This is a genomic window from Mycolicibacterium parafortuitum (genome assembly GCF_002086815.1).
In the GTDB taxonomy this organism is placed as follows: Bacteria; Actinomycetota; Actinomycetes; order Mycobacteriales; family Mycobacteriaceae; genus Mycobacterium; species Mycobacterium parafortuitum.
Genome location: NZ_MVID01000021.1, coordinates 55,268 through 75,233 on the forward strand (window position 1 = coordinate 55,268; position 19,966 = coordinate 75,233).

The window sequence follows — 19,966 nt, forward strand, 5'->3', positions numbered from 1 at the left end:
CGTGGCATCGACCGCCGACTTCAAGAACGGGCTCGTCCTTCAGATCGATGGCCAGCTGTGGCAGATCGTGGAATTCCAGCACGTCAAGCCCGGTAAAGGCCCCGCCTTCGTGCGCACGAAGCTGAAGAACGTCGTGTCCGGCAAGGTGGTCGACAAGACCTACAACGCGGGCGTGAAGGTGGAGACCGCCACCGTCGACCGCCGCGACGCCACCTACCTGTATCGCGACGGCAACGACTTCGTGTTCATGGACTCCGAGGACTTCGAGCAGCATCCGCTGCCCGAGGCGCTCGTCGGCCGCCTCGCCGGCTTCCTGCTGGAGAGCATGCCGGTGCAGATCGCCTTCCACGACGGCGTCCCGCTGTATCTGGAACTTCCGGTCACCGTCGAGCTGCTCGTCGCCCATACCGAGCCGGGCCTGCAGGGTGACCGCTCCAGTGCCGGCACCAAGCCCGCCACGATGGAGACCGGCGCCGAGATCCAGGTGCCGCTGTTCATCAACACCGGCGACAAGCTGAAGGTGGATTCGCGCGACGGTAGCTACCTGGGAAGGGTCAATGCCTGACCGCAGGAGCGATAAGGGTCGGCACCAGGCGCGCAAACGCGCCGTCGACCTGCTGTTCGAGGCGGAAGCCCGCGGCATCACCCCGGCCGAAGTCGCCGAGGCACGGAATGAGTTGGCGTCGAAGGGTTCCGAGGACCATTCCCCGTTGAACCCGTACACCGTGACGGTGGCGCGCGGGGTGACCGAGCATGCCGCCCACATCGACGACCTGATCTCGGCGCACCTGCAGGGCTGGACGCTGGACCGGCTGCCCGCCGTCGACCGGGCCGTGCTGAGGGTCGCGGTGTGGGAGCTGCTGCACGCCGAGGACGTGCCCGAGCCGGTGGCGGTCGACGAGGCCGTCGAGCTGGCCAAGCAGCTGTCGACGGACGATTCGCCCGGCTTCGTCAACGGAGTGCTCGGCCAGGTGATGCTGGTGACGCCGCAGATCCGCGCCGCGGCGGCTGCGGTGCAGGGCGGCCGCGACGGCGGTAGCGACACGTAGATGGGCGCGCCGCAGGATTGGGCCCCGTACACCAGCTTGCAGGACGCGGCACGGGTGTACCTGCGCGATCCCGATCTCGCGGTGGACCAGATCCGGTCGGTCGTCGAACCGCCCGCGATCAAGTCGTTCGTGATGACCCGGGGGTTCACCGAGGAATCCTGGGGTGAGGCGCTGTGGCAGGAAGTGCTCGCCACCGACGGGCGCCGGCTGATCATCTGGCGCGCCGACGACGACGTGTCCGACACCGACGACGGCGGCTCGCGCCGGATACTGCTGGCTTCGGCGCGCTCGATCCTGCTGTCCACCATCACCGATCAGGTGCTGTCCACCGAGTACGAGGTGCTCGGTGACGGAACGAGGCGGCTGGCGGAGGTGAAGCTGCGGATGTACACGCAGTTGATCACCCGGTCGCGGCAGCGGACGGTCGCCGAGACCGACATCTATTGCGAATCCTTCCGTTTCGTGAAGTCCGTGGACAACGGCGGGCTCGCGCAGATGCAGCGGCTGATGCAGTTCGGTCGGGTGCTCTCGCGCTCGATGTAGCGTCCTGTCAGGCCGCGGGCTCGAAGGTGACCAGGTCGACGCTGAACCGGCCTTCGACGATGCTGCGCCGCGACACCGGCGTGCCCGGCGGTGGCGGCGCGATCGAGTAGTACCTCGCCTGCGTCGGCGTGACGAACTCCGCCGTGTGCTCACCGTCGCGCTCGCTGGTGGTGACCCGCCAGCCCGGCGCCTCCTTGGCGTAGTTGCAGGCCTCGCACAGGCCGAGCCCGTTGCGCGCGCTGGTCTTTCCGCCGTCGCGGTCGGGCGTCGCGTGGTCGTGGTGGCGGATCGGCGCGTTGCAGTACGGGGTACGGCAGCTGCGGTCACGGATTCCGATGAATGCCGCCAACCCTTTGGGGAAGGTGCGCGCACGCGACTCCATTCCGACCAGCTGGCCACTTGTCGGGTGCCGGTACAGGCGACGCAGCATGGCCTTCGCGTCTCTGTCGGCGACCGCATCGCCGGTGAGCTTGCACGCGAAGCCGGCCGGTACGGGGCCGTAACCGTCGAGCCAACCGGGTTCGGTGTCGTCGCCGGCCAGCGTGGTGTCCGCCATGACGAGGTTCAATGACACCGAAACCGGTTGCGCGGCTTGCCTTCCGGTGACCCTTTCGTAGGCGGTGTCGGCCATGACCTGGCCGCGTGAGCGGTCGTCGAAGGTGGTGTCGGCCGCCTGTTTGAGTGCGGCGAACATCCCCACACCCTGGGCGACGGGCAGCAGGACGGTCACGTAGACCATGCAGTTCGGGGCGGGTCGCGTGGTCACGCACCGGTCCTGTTCGGCCTTGGCGGAGCGCTCCACCACCGCGGCGGCGTCGAGTCGGGCGGCGATCCGCTTGGCTTCGGCCTCGACCCGCTTGTTGCCCCAGCCCGCCAGCTTGCTGGTGTCCGCGCACAGTTCGGCGTCGAGCTGCCCGCGGTGCTCCAGCGACAGGCATGCCGACTCACGCACGATCAAGGTCGCCCGGTATTCGGAGAGTGCCCCGCACTCCAGTGCCGCGAGCGTGTGCGGCATCTCGTGCACCAGCGCCCTGGCCACGCCGAGATGGGTGTTGCCGCAGACGGGGGCGTCGTGGCGGGCCAGCGCGACCTCCGCGGCCAGACCCTTGCCGCGCCTGCGTGCCGGGACGCCGCCGACTTCTTCGGCCGCGGCGCGCTTGGCGGCCCATATCGCGGTCACCCGGGCCTGCGCGGCGGCGGCCCGGGACTTCAGCTGCTCGTACCGCTCGACCAGGACGCGGAGTTCGGCCTCCGACGCCCCGATGCCGACGTGCCGGTCATCATCGAACAAACTTTCGAACATGTGCCCGAGGCTACGCCTCGGGTCCGACAACTCCGCGTCAGAGGCCGAGCGCCTGGTAGGTGCTCCGCACGAACTTGGGCTGTGCCGTCTGCAGCTTGGCCAGCGAGGTGTTGCCGGCCACCGCCGCGGCGGCGTCCACGGTCAGGTTGGGCAGGTTCTGGATCAAATAGATCAAGATCAGGTTCGCCGACGGATCGGCCTGCCACCAGGTGCCGTACGCGCCCGGCCAGGAGAAGGTGCCGAGCCCACCGGGCCCGAACAGTTGACGCGACTTCGCGGGATCGGTGACCACCGACAGGTTCAGTCCGAACCCGCGGCCGATCCAGAACGGCGCGCCGAGGAAGTCGTGGCGCTTCTGCTCGGCGGTCAGCCGGTCGGTCCGCATCAGGTCGACCGAATGCTGCGACAGCACCCGGGTGCCGTCCAGCGTCCCGCCGGCCAGCAGCATCTGGGCGAACCGCAGATAGTCGTCCACCGTCGAGAACAGCCCGGCGCCGCCTGTGCAGAACGGCGGATCCACGATCGGCGCCGGCCCCATCACGTCGTGACGCAGGGTGCTGTCCTTGTCCAGCTGATACATCGTCGCCGTCCGGCGCCTGCCCTCGGCTCCGACGCTGAAGCCGGTGTCCGCCATCCCCAACGGACCGAGAACACGGTCCTTCAGGACGTCGCTGAGCGGTTTGCCCTCGATGCGCGACAGTACGATGCCGAGCACGTCGGTGGCGTGGCTGTACGTCAGTCGCTCACCGGGCTGGTGAACCAGCGGCAGCGCGGCCAGCTCGGCCAGCCATCGGTCCTGGTCCTGGCGGGTCGGGAGCTTTCGGTACGCGTCGGAGATCGGGCCGAGCACCGAGAACATGTAGGCCAGCCCGCTCCGGTGGGTCATCAGGTCGTCGACGGTGATGTAGCGCTGCGCGGGCACCGTCTGGTCCAGCTGCCCGCGCGGATCGACGAGCACCCGCATGTCCGCCAGCTCCGGCAGCCATGTCGCAACCCGGTCGGTCAGCGCCAGCTTGCCCTCTTCGATCAGCGACATGGCCGCCGCGACGGTGACGGGCTTGGTCATCGACGCGATCCGGAAGATGGTGTCGCGCTGCATCGGCAGCCTCGCGTCGACGTCGCGGTAGCCCAGCTCGTTGACCTGTCGGACCTCGCCGTCGTGCCAGACCAGCGTCACCGCCCCGGCCAGCAACCCGGCATCGATGGCGTCGACGATGGAGGTCTTGTTGCGGTCGAGGTTCATCGCGCCAGGGTAGGTCAGCGTCCGACCGCGGCCGCATCAAGTACCGGCACCATGCAACAAAACCGGCGAAACCGCCGTCGTCGGCGACAAACAGCGCGACAATGGCAGCACTGCGGATTCTGCCGCGGAGGGGACGGCAGAATCCGCGGTCGCCGACAACCGATCGACAATCAAACAGGCTGCGGGACAACGCCACACCGTGGGCGGGCCCCTATGCAGGTCTGTACTTCTCCGGCATCGCCGACTTCGCTGTGCACGCGGTCACACTCTGGCACCTGATAAGCTCGCCGCAGTTTTTCGACATCCTTTAACGATCCGTCCCGTGAGGCGGAGAAGGAGGTCCGGCTCCCTCGTGGGCGCACCTGACCAGTCCGGCTCAGACCGGGAGCTGATGTCCGCAGCGGACGTCAGCCGAACCGTCGCCCGTATCGCGCATCAGATCATCGAGAAGACCGCACTCGACGGTCCCGACGGCCCGCGCGTGATCCTTCTCGGCATCCCGACCCGTGGCGTGACGCTGGCCACCAGGCTGGCCCGCAACATCAGCGAGTTCAGCGGCGTCGAGGTCGCGCACGGCGCGCTCGACACCACGCTGTACCGCGACGACCTGATGAGCAAGCCGCCCCGCGCGCTGGCCGAAACCTCCATCCCCGAGGGCGGCATCGACGGAGCGCTGGTGATCCTCGTCGACGACGTGCTCTACACCGGGCGGTCCGTGCGGTCGGCGCTCGACGCGCTGCGTGACCTGGGGCGGCCGAAGGTCGTGCAGCTGGCAGTGCTTGTCGACCGTGGCCACCGAGAGCTGCCCATCCGCGCGGATTACGTCGGCAAGAACGTGCCGACCTCGCGCGCCGAGAACGTCAAGGTCCGCCTCACCGAGAACGACGGCGACGACGGAGTCCGCATCGCACCCTACGGAGGGCCTGCCAGGTGAAGCACCTGCTGACCGCGGCCGATCTGAGCCGCGACGACGCCACGGCGATCCTCGACAACGCCGACCACTTCCGCGAGGCGCTGGTCGGCCGCGAGGTCAAGAAGCTGCCCACCCTGCGCGGCCGCACCATCATCACGATGTTCTACGAGAACTCGACCCGCACCCGGGTGTCATTCGAGGTCGCCGGCAAGTGGATGAGCGCCGACGTGATCAACGTCAGCGCCTCGGGGTCGTCTGTGGCCAAAGGGGAGTCGCTGCGCGACACCGCGCTGACGCTGCGCGCCGCGGGCGCCGATGCGCTGATCATCCGGCACCCGGCCTCGGGCGCGGCCCAGCAGCTGGCCGCCTGGACGCTCGACGAGCACGGCGGGCCGTCGGTCATCAATGCCGGCGACGGTACCCACGAACATCCGACCCAGGCGCTGCTCGACGCGCTGACCATCCGGCAGCGGCTCGGGTCCATCGACGGCAAGCGGGTCGTGATCGTCGGCGATGTGCTGCACAGCCGGGTGGCCCGGTCCAACGTGTCGCTGCTGCACACCCTCGGTGCCGAGGTCGTGCTCGTCGCGCCGCCCACGCTGCTGCCCGTCGGCGTGCAGAACTGGCCGGTCACGGTGTCCCACGACATCGACGCCGAACTGCCGCTCGCCGACGCGGTGCTGATGCTGCGCGTGCAGGCCGAGCGGATGAACGGCGGGTTCTTCCCGTCGTCGCGGGAGTACTCGGTGCGCTACGGACTGTCCGAAAAGCGCCAGGCCCGGCTGGCCGAGCACGCGGTGGTGCTGCACCCCGGACCGATGCTGCGCGGCATGGAGATCGCGTACTCGGTGGCCGATTCCTCGCAATCGGCTGTGCTGCAACAGGTCTCCAATGGTGTGCACGTCCGGATGGCGGTGTTGTTCCACCTGCTCGTCGGTGCCGAGAAGGAAGCGATCAGCGCATGAGCGTGGTGTTGAAGGCCGTCCGGCTCTACGGGGAGGGCGAGCCGGTCGACGTGCTGGTGCGCGACGGCCAGATCGCGGAGGTCGGCGCCGGCCTGTCGGCCGACGAACAGATCGACTGCACCGGCCAGATCCTGCTGCCCGGCTTCGTCGACCTGCACACCCACCTGCGCGAGCCCGGCCGCGAATACGCCGAGGACATCGAAACCGGTTCGGCCGCGGCTGCTCTCGGCGGCTACACGGCGGTGTTCGCGATGGCCAACACCGACCCGGTCGCCGACAGCGTGGTGGTCACCGACCACGTGTGGCACCGCGGTCAGCAGGTCGGGCTCGTCGACGTGCACCCCGTCGGCGCCGTCACCGTGGGCCTGGCGGGCAAGCAGCTCACCGAGATGGGGCTGATGGCCGCAGGTGCGGGTCAGGTCCGGATGTTCTCCGACGACGGTGTGTGCGTGGACGATCCGCTGGTCATGCGACGGGCGCTGGAGTACGCCTCCGGCCTCGGCGTGCTGATCGCCCAGCATGCCGAGGAACCCCGCCTGACCGTGGGCGCCGTCGCCCACGAGGGCCCCAACGCCGCGCGACTCGGCCTGGCCGGCTGGCCGCGTGCGGCCGAGGAGTCGATCGTGGCGCGCGACGCGCTGCTGGCCCGCGACGCGGGCGCCCGTGTGCACATCTGCCACGCGTCCACGGCGGGCAGCGTCGAACTGGTCCGGTGGGCCAAGGAGCAGGGCATCGCGATCACCGCGGAGGTCACCCCGCACCACCTGCTGCTCGACGACACCCGGCTGCAGACCTACGACGGGCGCAACCGGGTCAACCCGCCGCTGCGGGAGGCCGGCGATGCCGCCGCGCTGCGCCAGGCCCTGGCCGACGGTGTGATCGACTGCGTCGCAACCGATCACGCACCGCACGGCGAACACGAGAAGATGTGCGAGTTCGCCAACGCCCGTCCCGGCATGCTCGGCCTGCAGACCGCGCTGTCGGTCGTCGTCGAGACCATGGTGGAACCCGGCCTGCTGACCTGGCGTGACGTCGCGCGGGTGATGAGCGAGGCGCCGGCCCGCATCGTCGGGCTGCCGGATCAGGGCAGGCCGTTGGAGGTCGGCGAACCCGCGAACCTCACCGTCGTCGACCCCGACGCCCGCTGGACGGTGAAGGGTTCCGCGCTGGCCAGTCGGTCGGACAACACCCCGTACGAGGACATGGAGTTGCCCGCGGCCGTGACGGTGACCCTGTTGCGCGGCAAGATCACCGCCCGCGACGGGAAGGCGGGCGCGTGAACACTCCGACGCTGGTCGCCTCCCTGGTCATGGCCGCGGTGCTGGCACTGCTGATCGCGGTGCTGATCCAGGGCATGATCCGAGGCTGGCGCAACCGCGTCGCACGACAGATGCAGATCATCGGCACCCTGCCTCCGCTACCCGACACCGTCGGCCCGGCGCTCGTGCCGGCCACCAAGGGTCTCTACGTCGGCAGCACACTGGCGCCGCACTGGAACGACCGCGTCGCCGCCGGCGACCTGGGCTTTCGCGCAAAGGCCGTCCTGACCCGCTATCCCGAAGGAATCATGTTGCAGCGCACCGGCGCCGGACCGATCTGGATCCCGGACGAGTCCATCTCCGAGATCCGGGCCGAGAAGAGTCTGGCCGGAAAGGCCCTCACCCACGAGGGCATCCTGGCGATCCGATGGAAGTTGCCGTCGGGCACCGAGATCGACACCGGGTTCCGCCCCGACGACCGACGCGATCATTCGAAGTGGCTCCCAGAGGAAGTGGCATGACCGAACGCAAAGCACTGCTCGTCCTGGAGGACGGACGCGTCTTCACCGGCACCGCGTTCGGCGCGGTCGGCGAATCCCTAGGCGAGGCGGTGTTCTCCACCGGCATGTCCGGCTACCAGGAGACGCTGACCGATCCCAGCTATCACCGCCAGATCGTCGTCGCGACGGCACCGCAGATCGGCAACACCGGCTGGAACCACGAGGACAGCGAGAGCCGCGGCGACAAGATCTGGGTCGCCGGCTACGCCGTGCGCGACCCCTCGCCGCGGGCGTCGAACTGGCGCGCCACCGGAACCCTCGACGACGAACTGCGCCGCCAGGGCATCGTCGGCATCGCAGGTATCGACACCCGTGCGGTGGTGCGGCATCTGCGCAGCCGCGGCTCGATGAAGGCCGGGCTGTTTTCCGGCGACGCGGCGGAGGCGCCGATCGAGGAGCTGGTCGACCGCGTGCGCAAGCAGCAGCCGATGCTCGGCGCCGACCTGGCCGGGGAGGTCAGCACCGACACCGAGTACGAGGTGGATCCCGAAGGGCCGCACCGGTTTACCGTCGCCGCGCTGGACCTGGGCATCAAGACGAACACCCCCCGTAACTTCGCCGCCCGCGGCGTGCGCAGCGTGGTGCTGCCGTCCTCGGCGACGTTCGCGCAGATCGCCGAGCTCAAACCGGACGGGGTGTTCCTGTCCAACGGGCCCGGCGACCCCGCGACCGCCGACCACATCGTCGAGGTCACCCGCGAGGTGCTCGGCGCGGGGATTCCGCTGTTCGGCATCTGCTTCGGCAACCAGATTCTGGGCCGGGCGCTGGGGCTGTCGACCTACAAGATGGTCTTCGGCCACCGCGGCATCAACATCCCGGTGATGGACCACAGCACCGGCCGGGTCGCGATCACCGCGCAGAATCACGGCTTCGCGCTGGAAGGGGAGGCGGGCCAGACGTTCGACACCGCCTTCGGCCAGGCCGAGGTCAGCCACACCTGCGCGAACGACGGGGTGGTCGAGGGCGTGCGGCTCTCCAGCGGCCGGGCGTTCTCGGTGCAGTACCACCCGGAGGCGGCGGCCGGTCCGCACGACGCCGCATACCTGTTCGACCAGTTCGTCGACCTGATGGCAGGGGAGAAGTGACAGACACCGAGCTGTCGACGCGCGTGAGCGCGCGAGTTCGTATGAGTTTCCTCGGCGTGCCGTGTGCAGACACGCGCGCTCGCGGTGAAAGGGGCCAGTAGAGATGCCGCGTCGGACAGACCTCAACCACATCCTGGTCATCGGGTCGGGACCGATCCTGATCGGGCAGGCCGCCGAGTTCGACTACTCGGGCACCCAGGCGTGCCGGGTGCTGCGGGCCGAAGGTCTTCAGGTCACGCTGATCAACTCCAACCCGGCGACGATCATGACCGACCCGGAGTACGCCGACCACACCTACGTCGAGCCGATCACGCCCGACTTCGTCGAGAAGGTCATCGCGCAGCAGGCCGCGCGCGGCAACAAGATCGACGCGCTGCTGCCGACCCTGGGCGGACAGACCGCGCTGAACACCGCCGTCTCGCTCTACGAGAACGGCGCGCTGGAGCGCTACAACGTCGAGCTGATCGGCGCGAACTTCGACGCCATCCAGCGCGGCGAGGACCGGCAGAAGTTCAAGGACATCGTCGCCAAGGCCGGCGGCGAATCAGCCCGCAGCCGCGTGTGTTTCACGATGGACGAAGTCCGCGACACCGTCGCCGAACTCGGACTGCCCGTGGTGGTGCGGCCCTCCTTCACGATGGGCGGCCTGGGCTCCGGCATGGCGTACTCGGCCGAGGACGTCGAGCGGATGGCCGGCGACGGCCTGGCCGCCTCGCCGTCGGCCAACGTGCTGATCGAGGAATCGATCTACGGCTGGAAGGAATACGAGCTCGAGCTGATGCGCGACGGACGCGACAACGTCGTCGTCGTCTGCTCGATCGAGAACTTCGACCCGATGGGCGTGCACACCGGTGACTCGGTGACCGTCGCCCCCGCGATGACGCTGACCGACCGCGAATACCAGAAGATGCGCACCCTCGGCATCGAGATCCTGCGCGAGGTCGGCGTCGACACCGGCGGCTGCAACATCCAGTTCGCGGTCAACCCGAAAGACGGCCGGCTCATCGTCATCGAGATGAACCCGCGGGTGTCGCGGTCCTCGGCGCTGGCGTCGAAGGCCACCGGGTTCCCGATCGCCAAGATCGCCGCCAAGCTCGCGATCGGCTACACGCTCGACGAGATCGTCAACGACATCACCAAGGAGACCCCGGCCTGCTTCGAGCCGACGCTCGACTACGTCGTGGTCAAGGCGCCGCGGTTCGCGTTCGAGAAGTTCCCCGGCGCCGACGCCACCCTGACCACCACGATGAAATCCGTCGGCGAGGCGATGTCGCTGGGCCGCAACTTCATCGAGGCGCTCGGCAAGGTGATGCGCTCGCTGGAGACCGGCCGCGCCGGATTCTGGACCGGGCCCGACCCGACCGGGGACATCCCCGAGGTCCTGGAGCGGCTGCGCACCGCGACCGACGGCAGGCTCTACGACATCGAGTACGCGCTGCGCCTCGGGGCGACGGTCGAAGAGGTCGCCGAGGCCTCCGGCGTGGACCCGTGGTTCGTCGACCAGATCGGCGGGCTCGTCGAACTGCGCGCGGAACTCCTGGAGGCTCCGGTGCTCGGCGAGGAGCTGCTGCGCCGCAGCAAGCACCACGGCCTGTCCGACCGTCAGATCGCCGCGCTGCGGCCCGAACTCGCCGGCGAGGTCGGCGTGCGGGCGCTGCGCCGGCGGCTGGGTATCCACCCGGTGTTCAAGACCGTCGACACCTGCGCCGCGGAGTTCGAGGCCAAGACTCCTTATCACTACAGCAGCTACGAGATCGATCCCGCCGCTGAGACCGAGGTGGCGCCGCAGACCGAGCGGCCCAAGGTGCTGATCCTCGGATCGGGCCCGAACCGCATCGGCCAGGGCATCGAATTCGACTACAGCTGTGTGCACGCCGCGACCACGCTGACCGAGGCCGGCTTCGAGACCGTGATGGTCAACTGCAATCCCGAGACGGTGTCCACCGACTACGACACCGCCGACCGGCTGTACTTCGAACCGCTGACGTTCGAGGACGTGCTGGAGGTCTACTACGCCGAACAGCAGTCCGGCGAGGGTGGCCCGGGCGTGGTCGGCGTGATCGTGCAGCTCGGCGGCCAGACCCCGCTGGGCCTGGCCGAGCGGCTGCAGGACGCCGGTGTCCCGATCGTCGGCACCAGCCCGAAGGCCATCGACCTGGCCGAGGACCGCGGCCATTTCGGCGAGGTGCTCACCGCGGCCGGGCTTCCCGCGCCGAAGTACGGCATGGCCACCAGCTTCGAGCAGGCCCGCCGCATCGCCGCCGACATCGGCTACCCGGTGCTGGTGCGGCCGTCCTACGTGCTGGGCGGGCGCGGTATGGAGATCGTCTACGACGACGAGAACCTGGAGGGCTACATCCTGCGCGCCACCCAGCTCTCGCCCGAACATCCGGTGCTGGTCGACCGGTTCCTCGAAGACGCGATAGAAATCGACGTCGACGCGCTGTGTGACGGCTCGGAGGTCTACATCGGTGGCGTGATGGAGCACATCGAGGAAGCCGGCATCCACTCCGGCGACTCGGCGTGCGCGCTGCCGCCGGTGACCCTGGGCCGCAGCGACATCGACGCGGTGCGGCGTGCGACCGAGGCGATCGCGTTCGGTATCGGTGTCGTCGGGCTGCTCAACGTGCAGTACGCGCTCAAGGACGACATCCTCTACGTGCTGGAGGCCAACCCCAGGGCGTCGCGGACCGTGCCGTTCGTGTCCAAGGCCACCGCGGTGCCGCTGGCCAAGGCGTGCGCGCGGATCATGTTGGGCGCCACCATCGCCGAGCTGCGCGAAGAAGGTGTGCTGGCCCGCAGCGGCGATGGCGCCACCACCGCCCGCAACGCCCCGGTCGCGGTCAAGGAAGCCGTTCTCCCGTTCCATCGTTTCCGCAAGGCCGATGGCTCCCAGATCGATTCGCTGCTCGGGCCGGAGATGAAGTCCACCGGAGAGGTGATGGGCATCGCCCACGACTTCGGCAGCGCATTCGCCAAGAGCCAGACCGCCGCCTACGGGTCGCTGCCCAGGGAGGGCACGGTGTTCGTCTCGGTCGCCAACCGGGACAAGCGCTCGCTGGTGTTCCCGGTCAAACGTCTCGCCGACCTCGGTTTCCACATCCTGGCCACCGAGGGCACCGCCGAGATGTTGCGCCGCAACGGGATCCCGTGCGACGAGGTGCGCAAGCACTTCGAACAACCCAGCGCCGACGATCCGCGCCCGTCCGCGGTGGACGCGATCAAGGCCGGCGACGTCGACATGGTGCTCAACACTCCGTACGGGAACTCCGGGCCGCGCATCGACGGCTACGAGATCCGCTCGGCCGCGGTGTCGATGAACATCCCGTGCGTGACGACGGTGCAGGGCGCGTCGGCGGCGGTGCAGGGCATCGAGGCGAGCCTCCGCGGCGACATCGGCGTGATGTCGCTGCAGGAACTGCACAGCACGCTGGGGTCGTGACGGTGGGCGGTTTCGGCGAGCGCCTGGCGGTGGCGATCGCACAGCGTGGCCCGCTGTGCCTCGGTATCGACCCGCATCCGGAACTGCTGCGCAGTTGGGGGCTCGGGACCGGCGCGGACGGCCTGGCCCGCTTCAGCGACATCTGTGTGTCCGCGTTCGACGGGTTCGCGGTCGTCAAGCCGCAGGTCGCGTTCTTCGAGGCGTACGGCTCCGCCGGCTACGCCGTGCTGGAGCGCACCATCGCCGCGCTGCGTGAGGCCGGGGTGCTGGTGCTCGCCGACGCCAAACGCGGCGACATCGGCTCGACGATGGCCGCGTACGCCGCCGCGTGGGCCGGTGACTCGCCGCTGGCCGCCGACGCGGTGACGGCGTCGCCGTATCTGGGCTTCGGGTCACTGCAGCCGCTGCTGGACACCGCCCGCGACCACGACCGCGGGGTCTTCGTGCTGGCCGCCACGTCGAACCCGGAGGGTGCGTCGGTGCAGCGCGCCGATGCGGGCGGGCGCACCGTCGCCCAGTCGATCGTCGACGCCGCCGCGGCGCTCAACCCGGCCGGCTCGCCCGGCTCCGTCGGCGTGGTCGTCGGCGCGACGCTGGCCGATCCGCCGGATGTCAGCGCCCTGAACGGCCCGGTGCTCGTACCCGGCGTCGGAGCGCAGGGCGGCCGTCCCGACGCGCTGGCGGGCCTCGGAGGGGCCCACCAGGGCCAACTGCTGCCCGCGGTGTCGCGCGAGGTGCTGCGCAGCGGCCCGGATGTGTCCGCGATCCGCGATGCCGCTGAGCGGATGCGCAGCGCCGTCGCGCACCTCGCCTGAGCCTCCGTTACCGAACCGCGACACGCCCGACACGCGATGACCTGGGAAATTCTCAGGTCCGCCGTCCACGCGGCGCCGCCGCCGGGACCGCCGCGCCCGGCGATCCGCCCCAGGCAACCGGCGATATCGACGAATACCGCCGATAAGCAGGGATTTCATCCTGAACCGGCGGCGTCGGCACGCGTGCCGACGCGACGGCCGAACCGCCGTGGGCGGCACCCTGGTGCGCCCTACACGCTGGGCTTTTGACGGTCGAACCCGGGGGTGGGGTTCGCTTTCGTCAGCCTCCGTGGGTACGGTCGTCCACGCTGGCTGGTTCTGGTTCCCCACCACTTCCAGTCGAGACAAATCAGTTGATGGTGATGAGACGGAGGAACACCCGTGGCCCTTCCCCAGTTGACCGACGAACAGCGCGCGGCAGCGTTGGAGAAGGCTGCTGCCGCACGTCGAGCGCGTGCCGAGCTCAAGGATCGGCTCAAGCGCGGCGGCACCAACCTCAAGCAGGTCCTCACGGACGCCGAGACCGACGAGGTCTTGGGCAAGATGAAGGTTTCCGCGCTGCTGGAAGCCCTGCCCAAGGTGGGCAAGGTCAAGGCGCAGGAGATCATGACCGAACTGGAGATCGCCCCGACCCGCCGCCTGCGTGGCCTGGGTGATCGTCAGCGCAAGGCCCTGCTGGAAAAGTTCGACTTCTCGTAAAGGGAGGTCGTGAACGAAGGTAGGGGGCCGGACAGCGCATCGAGGGCCACGGTCCTGGTGTTGTCCGGCCCGTCTGCCGTCGGGAAGTCCACCGTCGTGCGGTGCCTGCGCGAGCGCGTGCCCGAGCTGTACTTCAGCGTCTCGGTGACGACGCGCGATCCGCGCCCCGGTGAAGTCGACGGAGTGGACTACACGTTCGTCACGCCAGCGCAGTTCCAGCAGCTCATCGACGACGGAGCACTGCTGGAGTGGGCGGACATCCACGGCGGCCTGCAGCGCTCCGGGACGCCCGCCGCACCTGTCCGGGCCGCCACGGCGGCAGGCCGGCCGGTTCTGATCGAGGTCGACCTGGCCGGAGCCCGCGCGGTCAAACAGGCGATGCCCGAGGCGACATCGGTTTTCCTGGCCCCACCGAGCTGGGAGGTGCTGGAGAGCCGGTTGACCGGCCGCGGCACCGAGACCCCCGAGGTGATGGCCCGCAGGCTGGAGACGGCGAAAGCCGAACTTGCCGCGCAAGGTGACTTCGACAGGGTCGTCGTCAACAGTCAATTGGAGTCTGCCTGCGCGGAATTGGTATCCTTGCTGGTGGCCCACGCGCCGGTACGGCGCGATCAGCCCTAACGCCCAATTTTTCAGGAGATTTCTACGTGAGTACTCCGTTGTCCCCGGTGGACATCGACCCGTCGGCCGCCAGCGCCTACGACACCCCGTTGGGCATCACCAACCCGCCGATCGACGAGCTGCTGGACCGCGCGTCGAGCAAGTACGCGCTGGTCATCTACGCCGCCAAGCGGGCGCGCCAGATCAACGACTACTACAACCAGCTCGGTGACGGCATTCTCGAATACGTCGGCCCGCTGGTCGAGCCGGGTCTGCAGGAGAAGCCGCTGTCGATCGCGCTGCGGGAGATCCACGCCGACCTCCTCGAGCACACCGAGGGCGAGTAGCAGGCGCGCGGCGCGACTCGATGAGTGCCAAGCGGATCATCGTCGGCGTCGCCGGTGGCATCGCCGCCTACAAGGCGGCAACAGTCGTCCGTCAACTCACCGAGGCCGGGCACTCCGTTCGGGTGGTACCCACTGAGTCCGCCCTGAAGTTCGTCGGGGCGGCCACGTTCGAAGCGCTGTCCGGCAACCCCGTGCACACCGGGGTCTTCGAGGACGTCCACGAGGTTCCGCACGTCCGCTTCGGTCAGGAAGCTGACCTCGTCGTCGTCGCCCCGGCCACCGCCGACCTGCTGGCCCGCGCAGCCGTCGGCCGTGCCGACGACCTGCTGACCGCGACCCTGCTCACCGCACGCTGTCCGGTGCTGTATGCCCCGGCGATGCACACCGAGATGTGGCTGCATCCGGCCACCGTCGAGAACGTCGAGACCCTGCGCCGCCGCGGCGCGGTCGTGATGGAGCCCGCCTCCGGGCGCCTGACCGGCGCCGACACCGGACCCGGCCGGCTCCCCGAAGCCGAAGAGATCACCACGGTCGCGCAGCTGCTGCTGGCCCGCGGCGACGCGCTGCCCTACGACCTCGCCGGGGTGAAAGCACTCGTCACCGCCGGCGGCACCCGGGAACCGATCGACCCCGTCCGGTTCATCGGCAACCGCAGCTCCGGCAAGCAGGGCTATGCGGTCGCGCGGGTACTGGCCCAGCGCGGCGCGGATGTCACGCTGATCGCCGGCAACACCGCGGGCCTGATCGACCCGGCAGGCGTGCACGTCGTCCACATCGGGTCCGCCACGCAACTTCGCGACGCGGTGTCCAAACACGCTCCTGAGGCGAACGTGCTGGTCATGGCCGCCGCGGTCGCCGATTTCCGGCCCGCCCACCCGGCCACCAGCAAGATCAAGAAGGGTCCGGACAGCTCCACCGATCCCGCCATCGAGTTGATCCGCAACGACGATGTGCTGGCGGGCGCGGTCCGGTCCCGCCGGGACGGCCAACTGCCGAACATGACGGCGATCGTCGGGTTCGCCGCCGAGACCGGTGACGCGAACGGCGACGTGCTCTTCCACGCGCGGTCGAAACTCAAGCGCAAAGGATGCGACCTGCTGGTCGTCAACGCGGTGGGGGAGAACCGGGCATTCGAGGTCGACCACAACGACGGATGGCTGCTCTCGGCCGACGGTTCGGAATCGGCCCTCGAACACGGGTCGAAGACCGTGATGGCAAGCCGTATTGTGGACGCGATCGCAGCATTCCTGCAGTCGGCGGCGACGCAGGAACACGACGTGTAAATCGACATGCGCGTAAGGGTTGCGCGCAGCGGGGGGACACGCTTGGGTGCTTGGGGGCGCCCAGAGCGGTGTGGCCGCCGCACTATAAGTTGGCTAACTAACTACCTCAGGTGCGCTGAGTGGAAGGAAATCGGACGTGAGCGAAGCTCGGCTGTTTACCAGTGAGTCGGTGACCGAGGGTCATCCCGACAAGATCTGCGACGCCATCAGTGACTCGGTGCTGGACGCGTTGCTGGCCGGTGACCCGAAGTCGCGTGTCGCGGTCGAGACGCTGGTGACGACCGGCCAGGTGCACGTCGTCGGCGAGGTGACCACGAACGCGAAGGAAGCGTTCGCCGACATCACCAACACCGTGCGCGAGCGCATCCTGGAGATCGGCTACGACTCGTCGGAGAAGGGCTTCGACGGCGAGACCTGCGGCGTGAACATCGGCATCGGCCGCCAGTCGCCCGACATCGCGCAGGGCGTCGACACCGCCCACGAGACCCGCGTCGGTGGCGCGGCCGACCCGCTGGACGCCCAGGGCGCCGGCGACCAGGGCCTGATGTTCGGCTACGCGATCGCCGACACCCCCGAACTGATGCCGCTGCCGATCGCGCTGGCGCACCGCCTGTCGCGCAAGCTGACCGAGGTCCGCAAGAACGGCACGCTGGGCTACCTGCGTCCCGACGGCAAGACCCAGGTCACCGTCCAGTACGACGGCACGACCCCGGTGCGCCTGGACACCGTGGTGCTGTCCACCCAGCACGCCGACGGCATCGACCTGGAGAGCCAGCTCGAGCCGGAGATCAAGCAGCACGTCATCGACACGGTGCTTGCCGAGCTCGGGCACGACACGCTGGACACCTCCGATCCGCGCATCCTGGTCAACCCGACCGGAAAGTTCGTGCTCGGCGGCCCGATGGGTGACGCCGGCCTGACCGGCCGCAAGATCATCGTCGACACCTACGGCGGCTGGGCCCGCCACGGTGGCGGCGCCTTCTCCGGCAAGGATCCGTCAAAGGTGGACCGCTCGGCCGCGTACGCGATGCGCTGGGTCGCCAAGAACGTCGTCGCCGCGGGCCTGGCCCAGCGCGTCGAGGTCCAGGTCGCCTACGCCATCGGCAAGGCCGCTCCGGTCGGCCTGTTCGTCGAGACGTTCGGTTCGGAGACGGTCGACCCGGTCAAGATCGAGAAGGCCATCGGCGAGGTGTTCGACCTGCGCCCCGGCGCGATCGTCCGCGACCTCGACCTGCTGCGCCCGATCTACGCGCCGACCGCCGCGTACGGCCACTTCGGCCGCACCGACGTGGAACTGCCGTGGGAGCAGCTGAACAAGGTCGACGAGCTGAAGAACGCGGTCTGACGACGATCAAGCGGTGAGGGACGAGCCGCGTTGAGGAGTCAGACGAGATAGGCGCCGTCTGATCTAGATGGCAGCCCGGTCGGCGAACTCGTAGTCGTCGATCGGGAAGCGGCGGCTGCGCCAGTACGCCTCGAGTGTGCTGGCCGGCCGCAGCGGCACGTCGCCGTGCTGGTCGAAGTAGTAGCTGTTGGCCAGCCGGCAGCTGTCCTGCCAGAAGATCTGCCGGTGCCTCTTGCGCATCATCTCGGCGAAGTACCGGTCGTTGGCCTCCTGGCGTACCTCGACCCGATTGGCGTTGCGGCGCCCGGCCTCCTGTAGGCAGCGCACGATGTGCCCGGTCTGTGCCTCGATCAACGCGAAGTAGGACGAGCCGATGTAGCCGTACGGTCCGAACACCGTGAAGAAGTTCGGGAAGCCGGGGACGCTGATGCCCTCGTAGGCCTGCATTCGGTGCTCGTTCCAGAACTTCGACAGTGATCGGCCGTCGCGGCCGATCACGTCGTACGTCGGCACGTGCTCGGGGTCGAGCACCTTGAAGCCGGTCGCCAGGATCAGCACGTCGACCTCGCGCAGCTCCCCGTCGGTGGTCGCCACGCCCGCCCGGGTGATCTCGTCGATCGGTTCGGTGACCAACTCGACGTCGTCGCGGTTGAACGTCGACAGGTAGGTGTTGTGGAACCCGGGCCGCTTACAGCCGACCGCGTAGCGCGGCGTGAGCTTGTCGCGCACCGCCGGATCGTGGACCTGCTTGCGCAGATACGCCAGCCCGAGCTTGCTCATCCGCTTGGCCATCGGGTTGACGGTGAAGTACTGGGCGGCCAGTGGGAACGTCAGCTCCACATAGGCCTGGCTGACGAAACGCTGCAGCGTCTGGCCGAACGGCAACCCCATCATCGACCTGGCAGCCTTCGACAGCGGGACGTCGAATTTCGGGAAGCACCAGATCGGGGTGCGCTGAAACACCGTCAGCTGCGCCGTGATCGGCGCGATCTCCGGGATCACCTGGACGGCCGACGCGCCGGTCCCGATGACGGCGACCCGTTTCCCGGCCAGGTCCAGGTCGTGGTCCCAGCGGGCGGTGTGCACGGTGGGTCCGCCGAAGGTGTCGACGCCGTCGATGTCGGGCAGGTTCGGTACCGTCAGCGCGCCGCCGGCGTTCACGACGAACCGCGCCGTCACGGTTGTCGGGCCTTCGGCGGACTCCATGTTCAGACGCCAAAGCCCTTGGGCCTCATCGAATTCGGCGCTGCGCACCACCGTCGCGAACCGGGTCCTGGACCGCAGCCGGTACTTGTCGAAGCAGTGCTCGGCGTACGCCTTGAGCTCGCTGCCCGGCGCGTAGGTCCGCGACCACGACGTGCTCTGTTCGAACGAGAACTGGTAGGAGAACGACGGGATGTCGACCGCGACCCCCGGATAGGTGTTCCAGTACCAGGTGCCGCCGGGCTGGTCGCCGGCCTCGACGATCAGGTAATCGGGAATACCGGCCCGGTCGAGCTGGATGGCGGTCCCGATCCCGGAGAACCCCGCGCCGACGATGACGGTGTGGACGTCGGGCTCGGTCATGGCGCCTCCTGCTGCTCACCTCACGTTAGCGCGGCACGCAACGCCTTCAGCCCGAGTTCGAGGGCCTCGGTGGCGGCCGGCACGATCCCGGCGTACCCGAGGTAGCCGTGCACCAGTGATTCGGCCTCGTGCACGTCGACCGGCACGCCGGCCGCGGTCAGCAACTCCGCGTAGCGCAGACCGTCGTCGCGCAGCGGGTCGTGGCCGGCGACCGCGATATAGGCGGGGGCGAGCCCCGAGAGCTCCCCGCGCGCCGGGATCAGCGTCACCGGCGGATCGGACAGGTCCAGATCGCCGACGTACCAACGGCTGAAAGCCTTGCAGGACTTCAGGTCCAGGATCGGGGCGTTGGCGTTCTCGGTGAACGACGGCAGCGATGTGTCGAAGGTCGTCGACGGATACCACAGCAGCTGGAGGCGCACCGCGATCCCGGCGTCGCGCGCCGACTGCGCCACCACCGCGGCGAGGTTGCCGCCCGCGGAATCGCCCGCGACCGCGAGCCTGCCCGCATCGGCGCCGATCTCGCCCGCGTTCTCGACAACCCATCGGGTCGCGGCCCAGACGTCCTCGACCGCGGCTGGATACGGATGCTCGGGGGCGAGTCGGTAGTCGACCGACACCACGACGGCGCCGGCGCCCATCGCGTGCATGCGGGCCTGACCGTCGTAGCTGTCGAGGTCGCCGACCGTCCAGCCGCCGCCGTGGATGAACACCACCACGGGCAGCGCCGCATCCTCTGCCGGCGGGCGATACACGCGCAGCGCGATCGGTCCGGCGGGGCCGTCGATCGTGCGGTCGTGCGCCTCGACCTCGGGATGCACCGGGCCGCGGGGAAGATCCTTGAACCGCTGCCGGGCCGCCTCCGGTCCGCCGTCGGTGCTCAGCTGGAACGGGAACGCCTCCAGCACCTTCTGCAGTACCGGATCAAGGTCAGCCATGTCCCATACCG

At 69.1% G+C, this 19,966-nt stretch carries 19 protein-coding genes; 15 read left to right on the forward strand and 4 right to left on the reverse strand.

Going from position 1 to position 19,966, the window contains the following annotated elements; all coding sequences use genetic code 11:
• Nucleotide 1 precedes the first annotated feature (1 nt).
• From efp to BST38_RS20360, 3 genes are read left to right on the forward strand one after another with little or no spacing between them, the layout of a single operon-like run.
• Nucleotides 2–565 carry an elongation factor P gene (efp, locus tag BST38_RS20350; RefSeq protein WP_083145282.1) on the forward strand — a complete coding sequence of 188 codons (564 nt, stop codon included), beginning with the start codon at nucleotides 2–4 and terminating at the stop codon, nucleotides 563–565.
• Nucleotides 558–1,049 carry a transcription antitermination factor NusB gene (gene nusB, locus BST38_RS20355; RefSeq protein WP_083145283.1) on the forward strand — a complete coding sequence of 164 codons (492 nt, stop codon included), beginning with the start codon at nucleotides 558–560 and terminating at the stop codon, nucleotides 1,047–1,049. Before efp ends, nusB begins: the two co-directional genes overlap by 8 nt.
• Nucleotides 1,050–1,592 carry a hypothetical protein gene (locus BST38_RS20360; protein ID WP_083145284.1) on the forward strand — a complete coding sequence of 181 codons (543 nt, stop codon included), beginning with the start codon at nucleotides 1,050–1,052 and terminating at the stop codon, nucleotides 1,590–1,592.
• 7 nt (nucleotides 1,593–1,599) lie between these two features.
• Here the strand turns inward: BST38_RS20360 and BST38_RS20365 are convergent, their stop codons facing one another.
• Together BST38_RS20365 and BST38_RS20370 are read right to left on the reverse strand one after the other, a co-directional pair.
• Entirely contained in the window at nucleotides 1,600–2,895 is a 1,296-nt protein-coding gene (locus BST38_RS20365) for an HNH endonuclease signature motif containing protein (RefSeq protein ID WP_083145285.1), read from the reverse strand.
• A gap of 37 nt (nucleotides 2,896–2,932) precedes the next feature.
• Nucleotides 2,933–4,138 (reverse strand): serine hydrolase domain-containing protein, encoded by a 1,206-nt coding sequence (locus BST38_RS20370; protein ID WP_083145286.1) that lies wholly within the window; start codon nucleotides 4,136–4,138, stop codon nucleotides 2,933–2,935.
• Nucleotides 4,139–4,490: 352 nt separating this feature from the next.
• Between BST38_RS20370 and pyrR the strand changes: the two genes are divergently transcribed.
• The 12 genes from pyrR to metK all read left to right on the forward strand — a co-directional run bounded on the left by pyrR (nucleotide 4,491) and on the right by metK (nucleotide 17,451).
• Nucleotides 4,491–5,072 (forward strand): bifunctional pyr operon transcriptional regulator/uracil phosphoribosyltransferase PyrR, encoded by a 582-nt coding sequence (pyrR, locus tag BST38_RS20375; RefSeq protein WP_083145287.1) that lies wholly within the window; start codon nucleotides 4,491–4,493, stop codon nucleotides 5,070–5,072.
• Nucleotides 5,069–6,016, forward strand: a complete 948-nt coding sequence (locus BST38_RS20380; RefSeq protein WP_083145288.1) for an aspartate carbamoyltransferase catalytic subunit — start codon at nucleotides 5,069–5,071, stop codon at nucleotides 6,014–6,016. The genes pyrR and BST38_RS20380 overlap by 4 nt, the downstream gene beginning before the upstream one ends.
• Nucleotides 6,013–7,296, forward strand: a complete 1,284-nt coding sequence (locus tag BST38_RS20385; protein ID WP_083145289.1) for a dihydroorotase — start codon at nucleotides 6,013–6,015, stop codon at nucleotides 7,294–7,296. Before BST38_RS20380 ends, BST38_RS20385 begins: the two co-directional genes overlap by 4 nt.
• A complete protein-coding gene (locus BST38_RS20390; RefSeq protein ID WP_083145290.1) occupies nucleotides 7,293–7,796 on the forward strand; it encodes a PH-like domain-containing protein in 504 nt (167 codons plus the stop codon). The genes BST38_RS20385 and BST38_RS20390 overlap by 4 nt, the downstream gene beginning before the upstream one ends.
• A complete protein-coding gene (gene carA / locus BST38_RS20395; RefSeq protein WP_083145291.1) occupies nucleotides 7,793–8,920 on the forward strand; it encodes a glutamine-hydrolyzing carbamoyl-phosphate synthase small subunit in 1,128 nt (375 codons plus the stop codon). Before BST38_RS20390 ends, carA begins: the two co-directional genes overlap by 4 nt.
• Before the next feature lie 103 nt (nucleotides 8,921–9,023).
• Nucleotides 9,024–12,362: a carbamoyl-phosphate synthase large subunit gene (gene carB, locus BST38_RS20400; RefSeq protein ID WP_083145292.1), complete on the forward strand. Its 3,339-nt coding sequence runs from the start codon at nucleotides 9,024–9,026 to the stop codon at nucleotides 12,360–12,362.
• A 2-nt stretch (nucleotides 12,363–12,364) separates the two neighbouring features.
• A complete protein-coding gene (gene pyrF, locus BST38_RS20405) occupies nucleotides 12,365–13,177 on the forward strand; it encodes an orotidine-5'-phosphate decarboxylase (protein WP_083145293.1) in 813 nt (270 codons plus the stop codon).
• A 381-nt stretch (nucleotides 13,178–13,558) separates the two neighbouring features.
• A complete protein-coding gene (gene mihF / locus BST38_RS20410) occupies nucleotides 13,559–13,876 on the forward strand; it encodes an integration host factor, actinobacterial type (RefSeq protein ID WP_011894593.1) in 318 nt (105 codons plus the stop codon).
• 9 nt (nucleotides 13,877–13,885) lie between these two features.
• A complete protein-coding gene (gmk, locus tag BST38_RS20415) occupies nucleotides 13,886–14,497 on the forward strand; it encodes a guanylate kinase (RefSeq protein WP_083145294.1) in 612 nt (203 codons plus the stop codon).
• 26 nt (nucleotides 14,498–14,523) lie between these two features.
• Nucleotides 14,524–14,823, forward strand: coding sequence for a DNA-directed RNA polymerase subunit omega (gene rpoZ, locus BST38_RS20420; RefSeq protein WP_083145295.1), 300 nt, complete (start codon nucleotides 14,524–14,526; stop codon nucleotides 14,821–14,823).
• 20 nt (nucleotides 14,824–14,843) lie between these two features.
• Nucleotides 14,844–16,106: a bifunctional phosphopantothenoylcysteine decarboxylase/phosphopantothenate--cysteine ligase CoaBC gene (gene coaBC / locus BST38_RS20425; protein WP_083145296.1), complete on the forward strand. Its 1,263-nt coding sequence runs from the start codon at nucleotides 14,844–14,846 to the stop codon at nucleotides 16,104–16,106.
• 136 nt (nucleotides 16,107–16,242) lie between these two features.
• Nucleotides 16,243–17,451, forward strand: coding sequence for a methionine adenosyltransferase (gene metK / locus BST38_RS20430; RefSeq protein ID WP_083145297.1), 1,209 nt, complete (start codon nucleotides 16,243–16,245; stop codon nucleotides 17,449–17,451).
• Nucleotides 17,452–17,514: 63 nt separating this feature from the next.
• Here the strand turns inward: metK and BST38_RS20435 are convergent, their stop codons facing one another.
• Nucleotides 17,515–19,017 (reverse strand): flavin-containing monooxygenase, encoded by a 1,503-nt coding sequence (locus tag BST38_RS20435; RefSeq protein WP_083145298.1) that lies wholly within the window; start codon nucleotides 19,015–19,017, stop codon nucleotides 17,515–17,517.
• Between the two features lie 20 nt (nucleotides 19,018–19,037).
• The gene (locus BST38_RS20440; protein ID WP_083145299.1) at nucleotides 19,038–19,955 is read right to left on the reverse strand and encodes an alpha/beta hydrolase; all 918 of its coding nucleotides are present in this window, start codon (nucleotides 19,953–19,955) and stop codon (nucleotides 19,038–19,040) included.
• Between the last annotated feature and the right edge of the window lie 11 nt (nucleotides 19,956–19,966).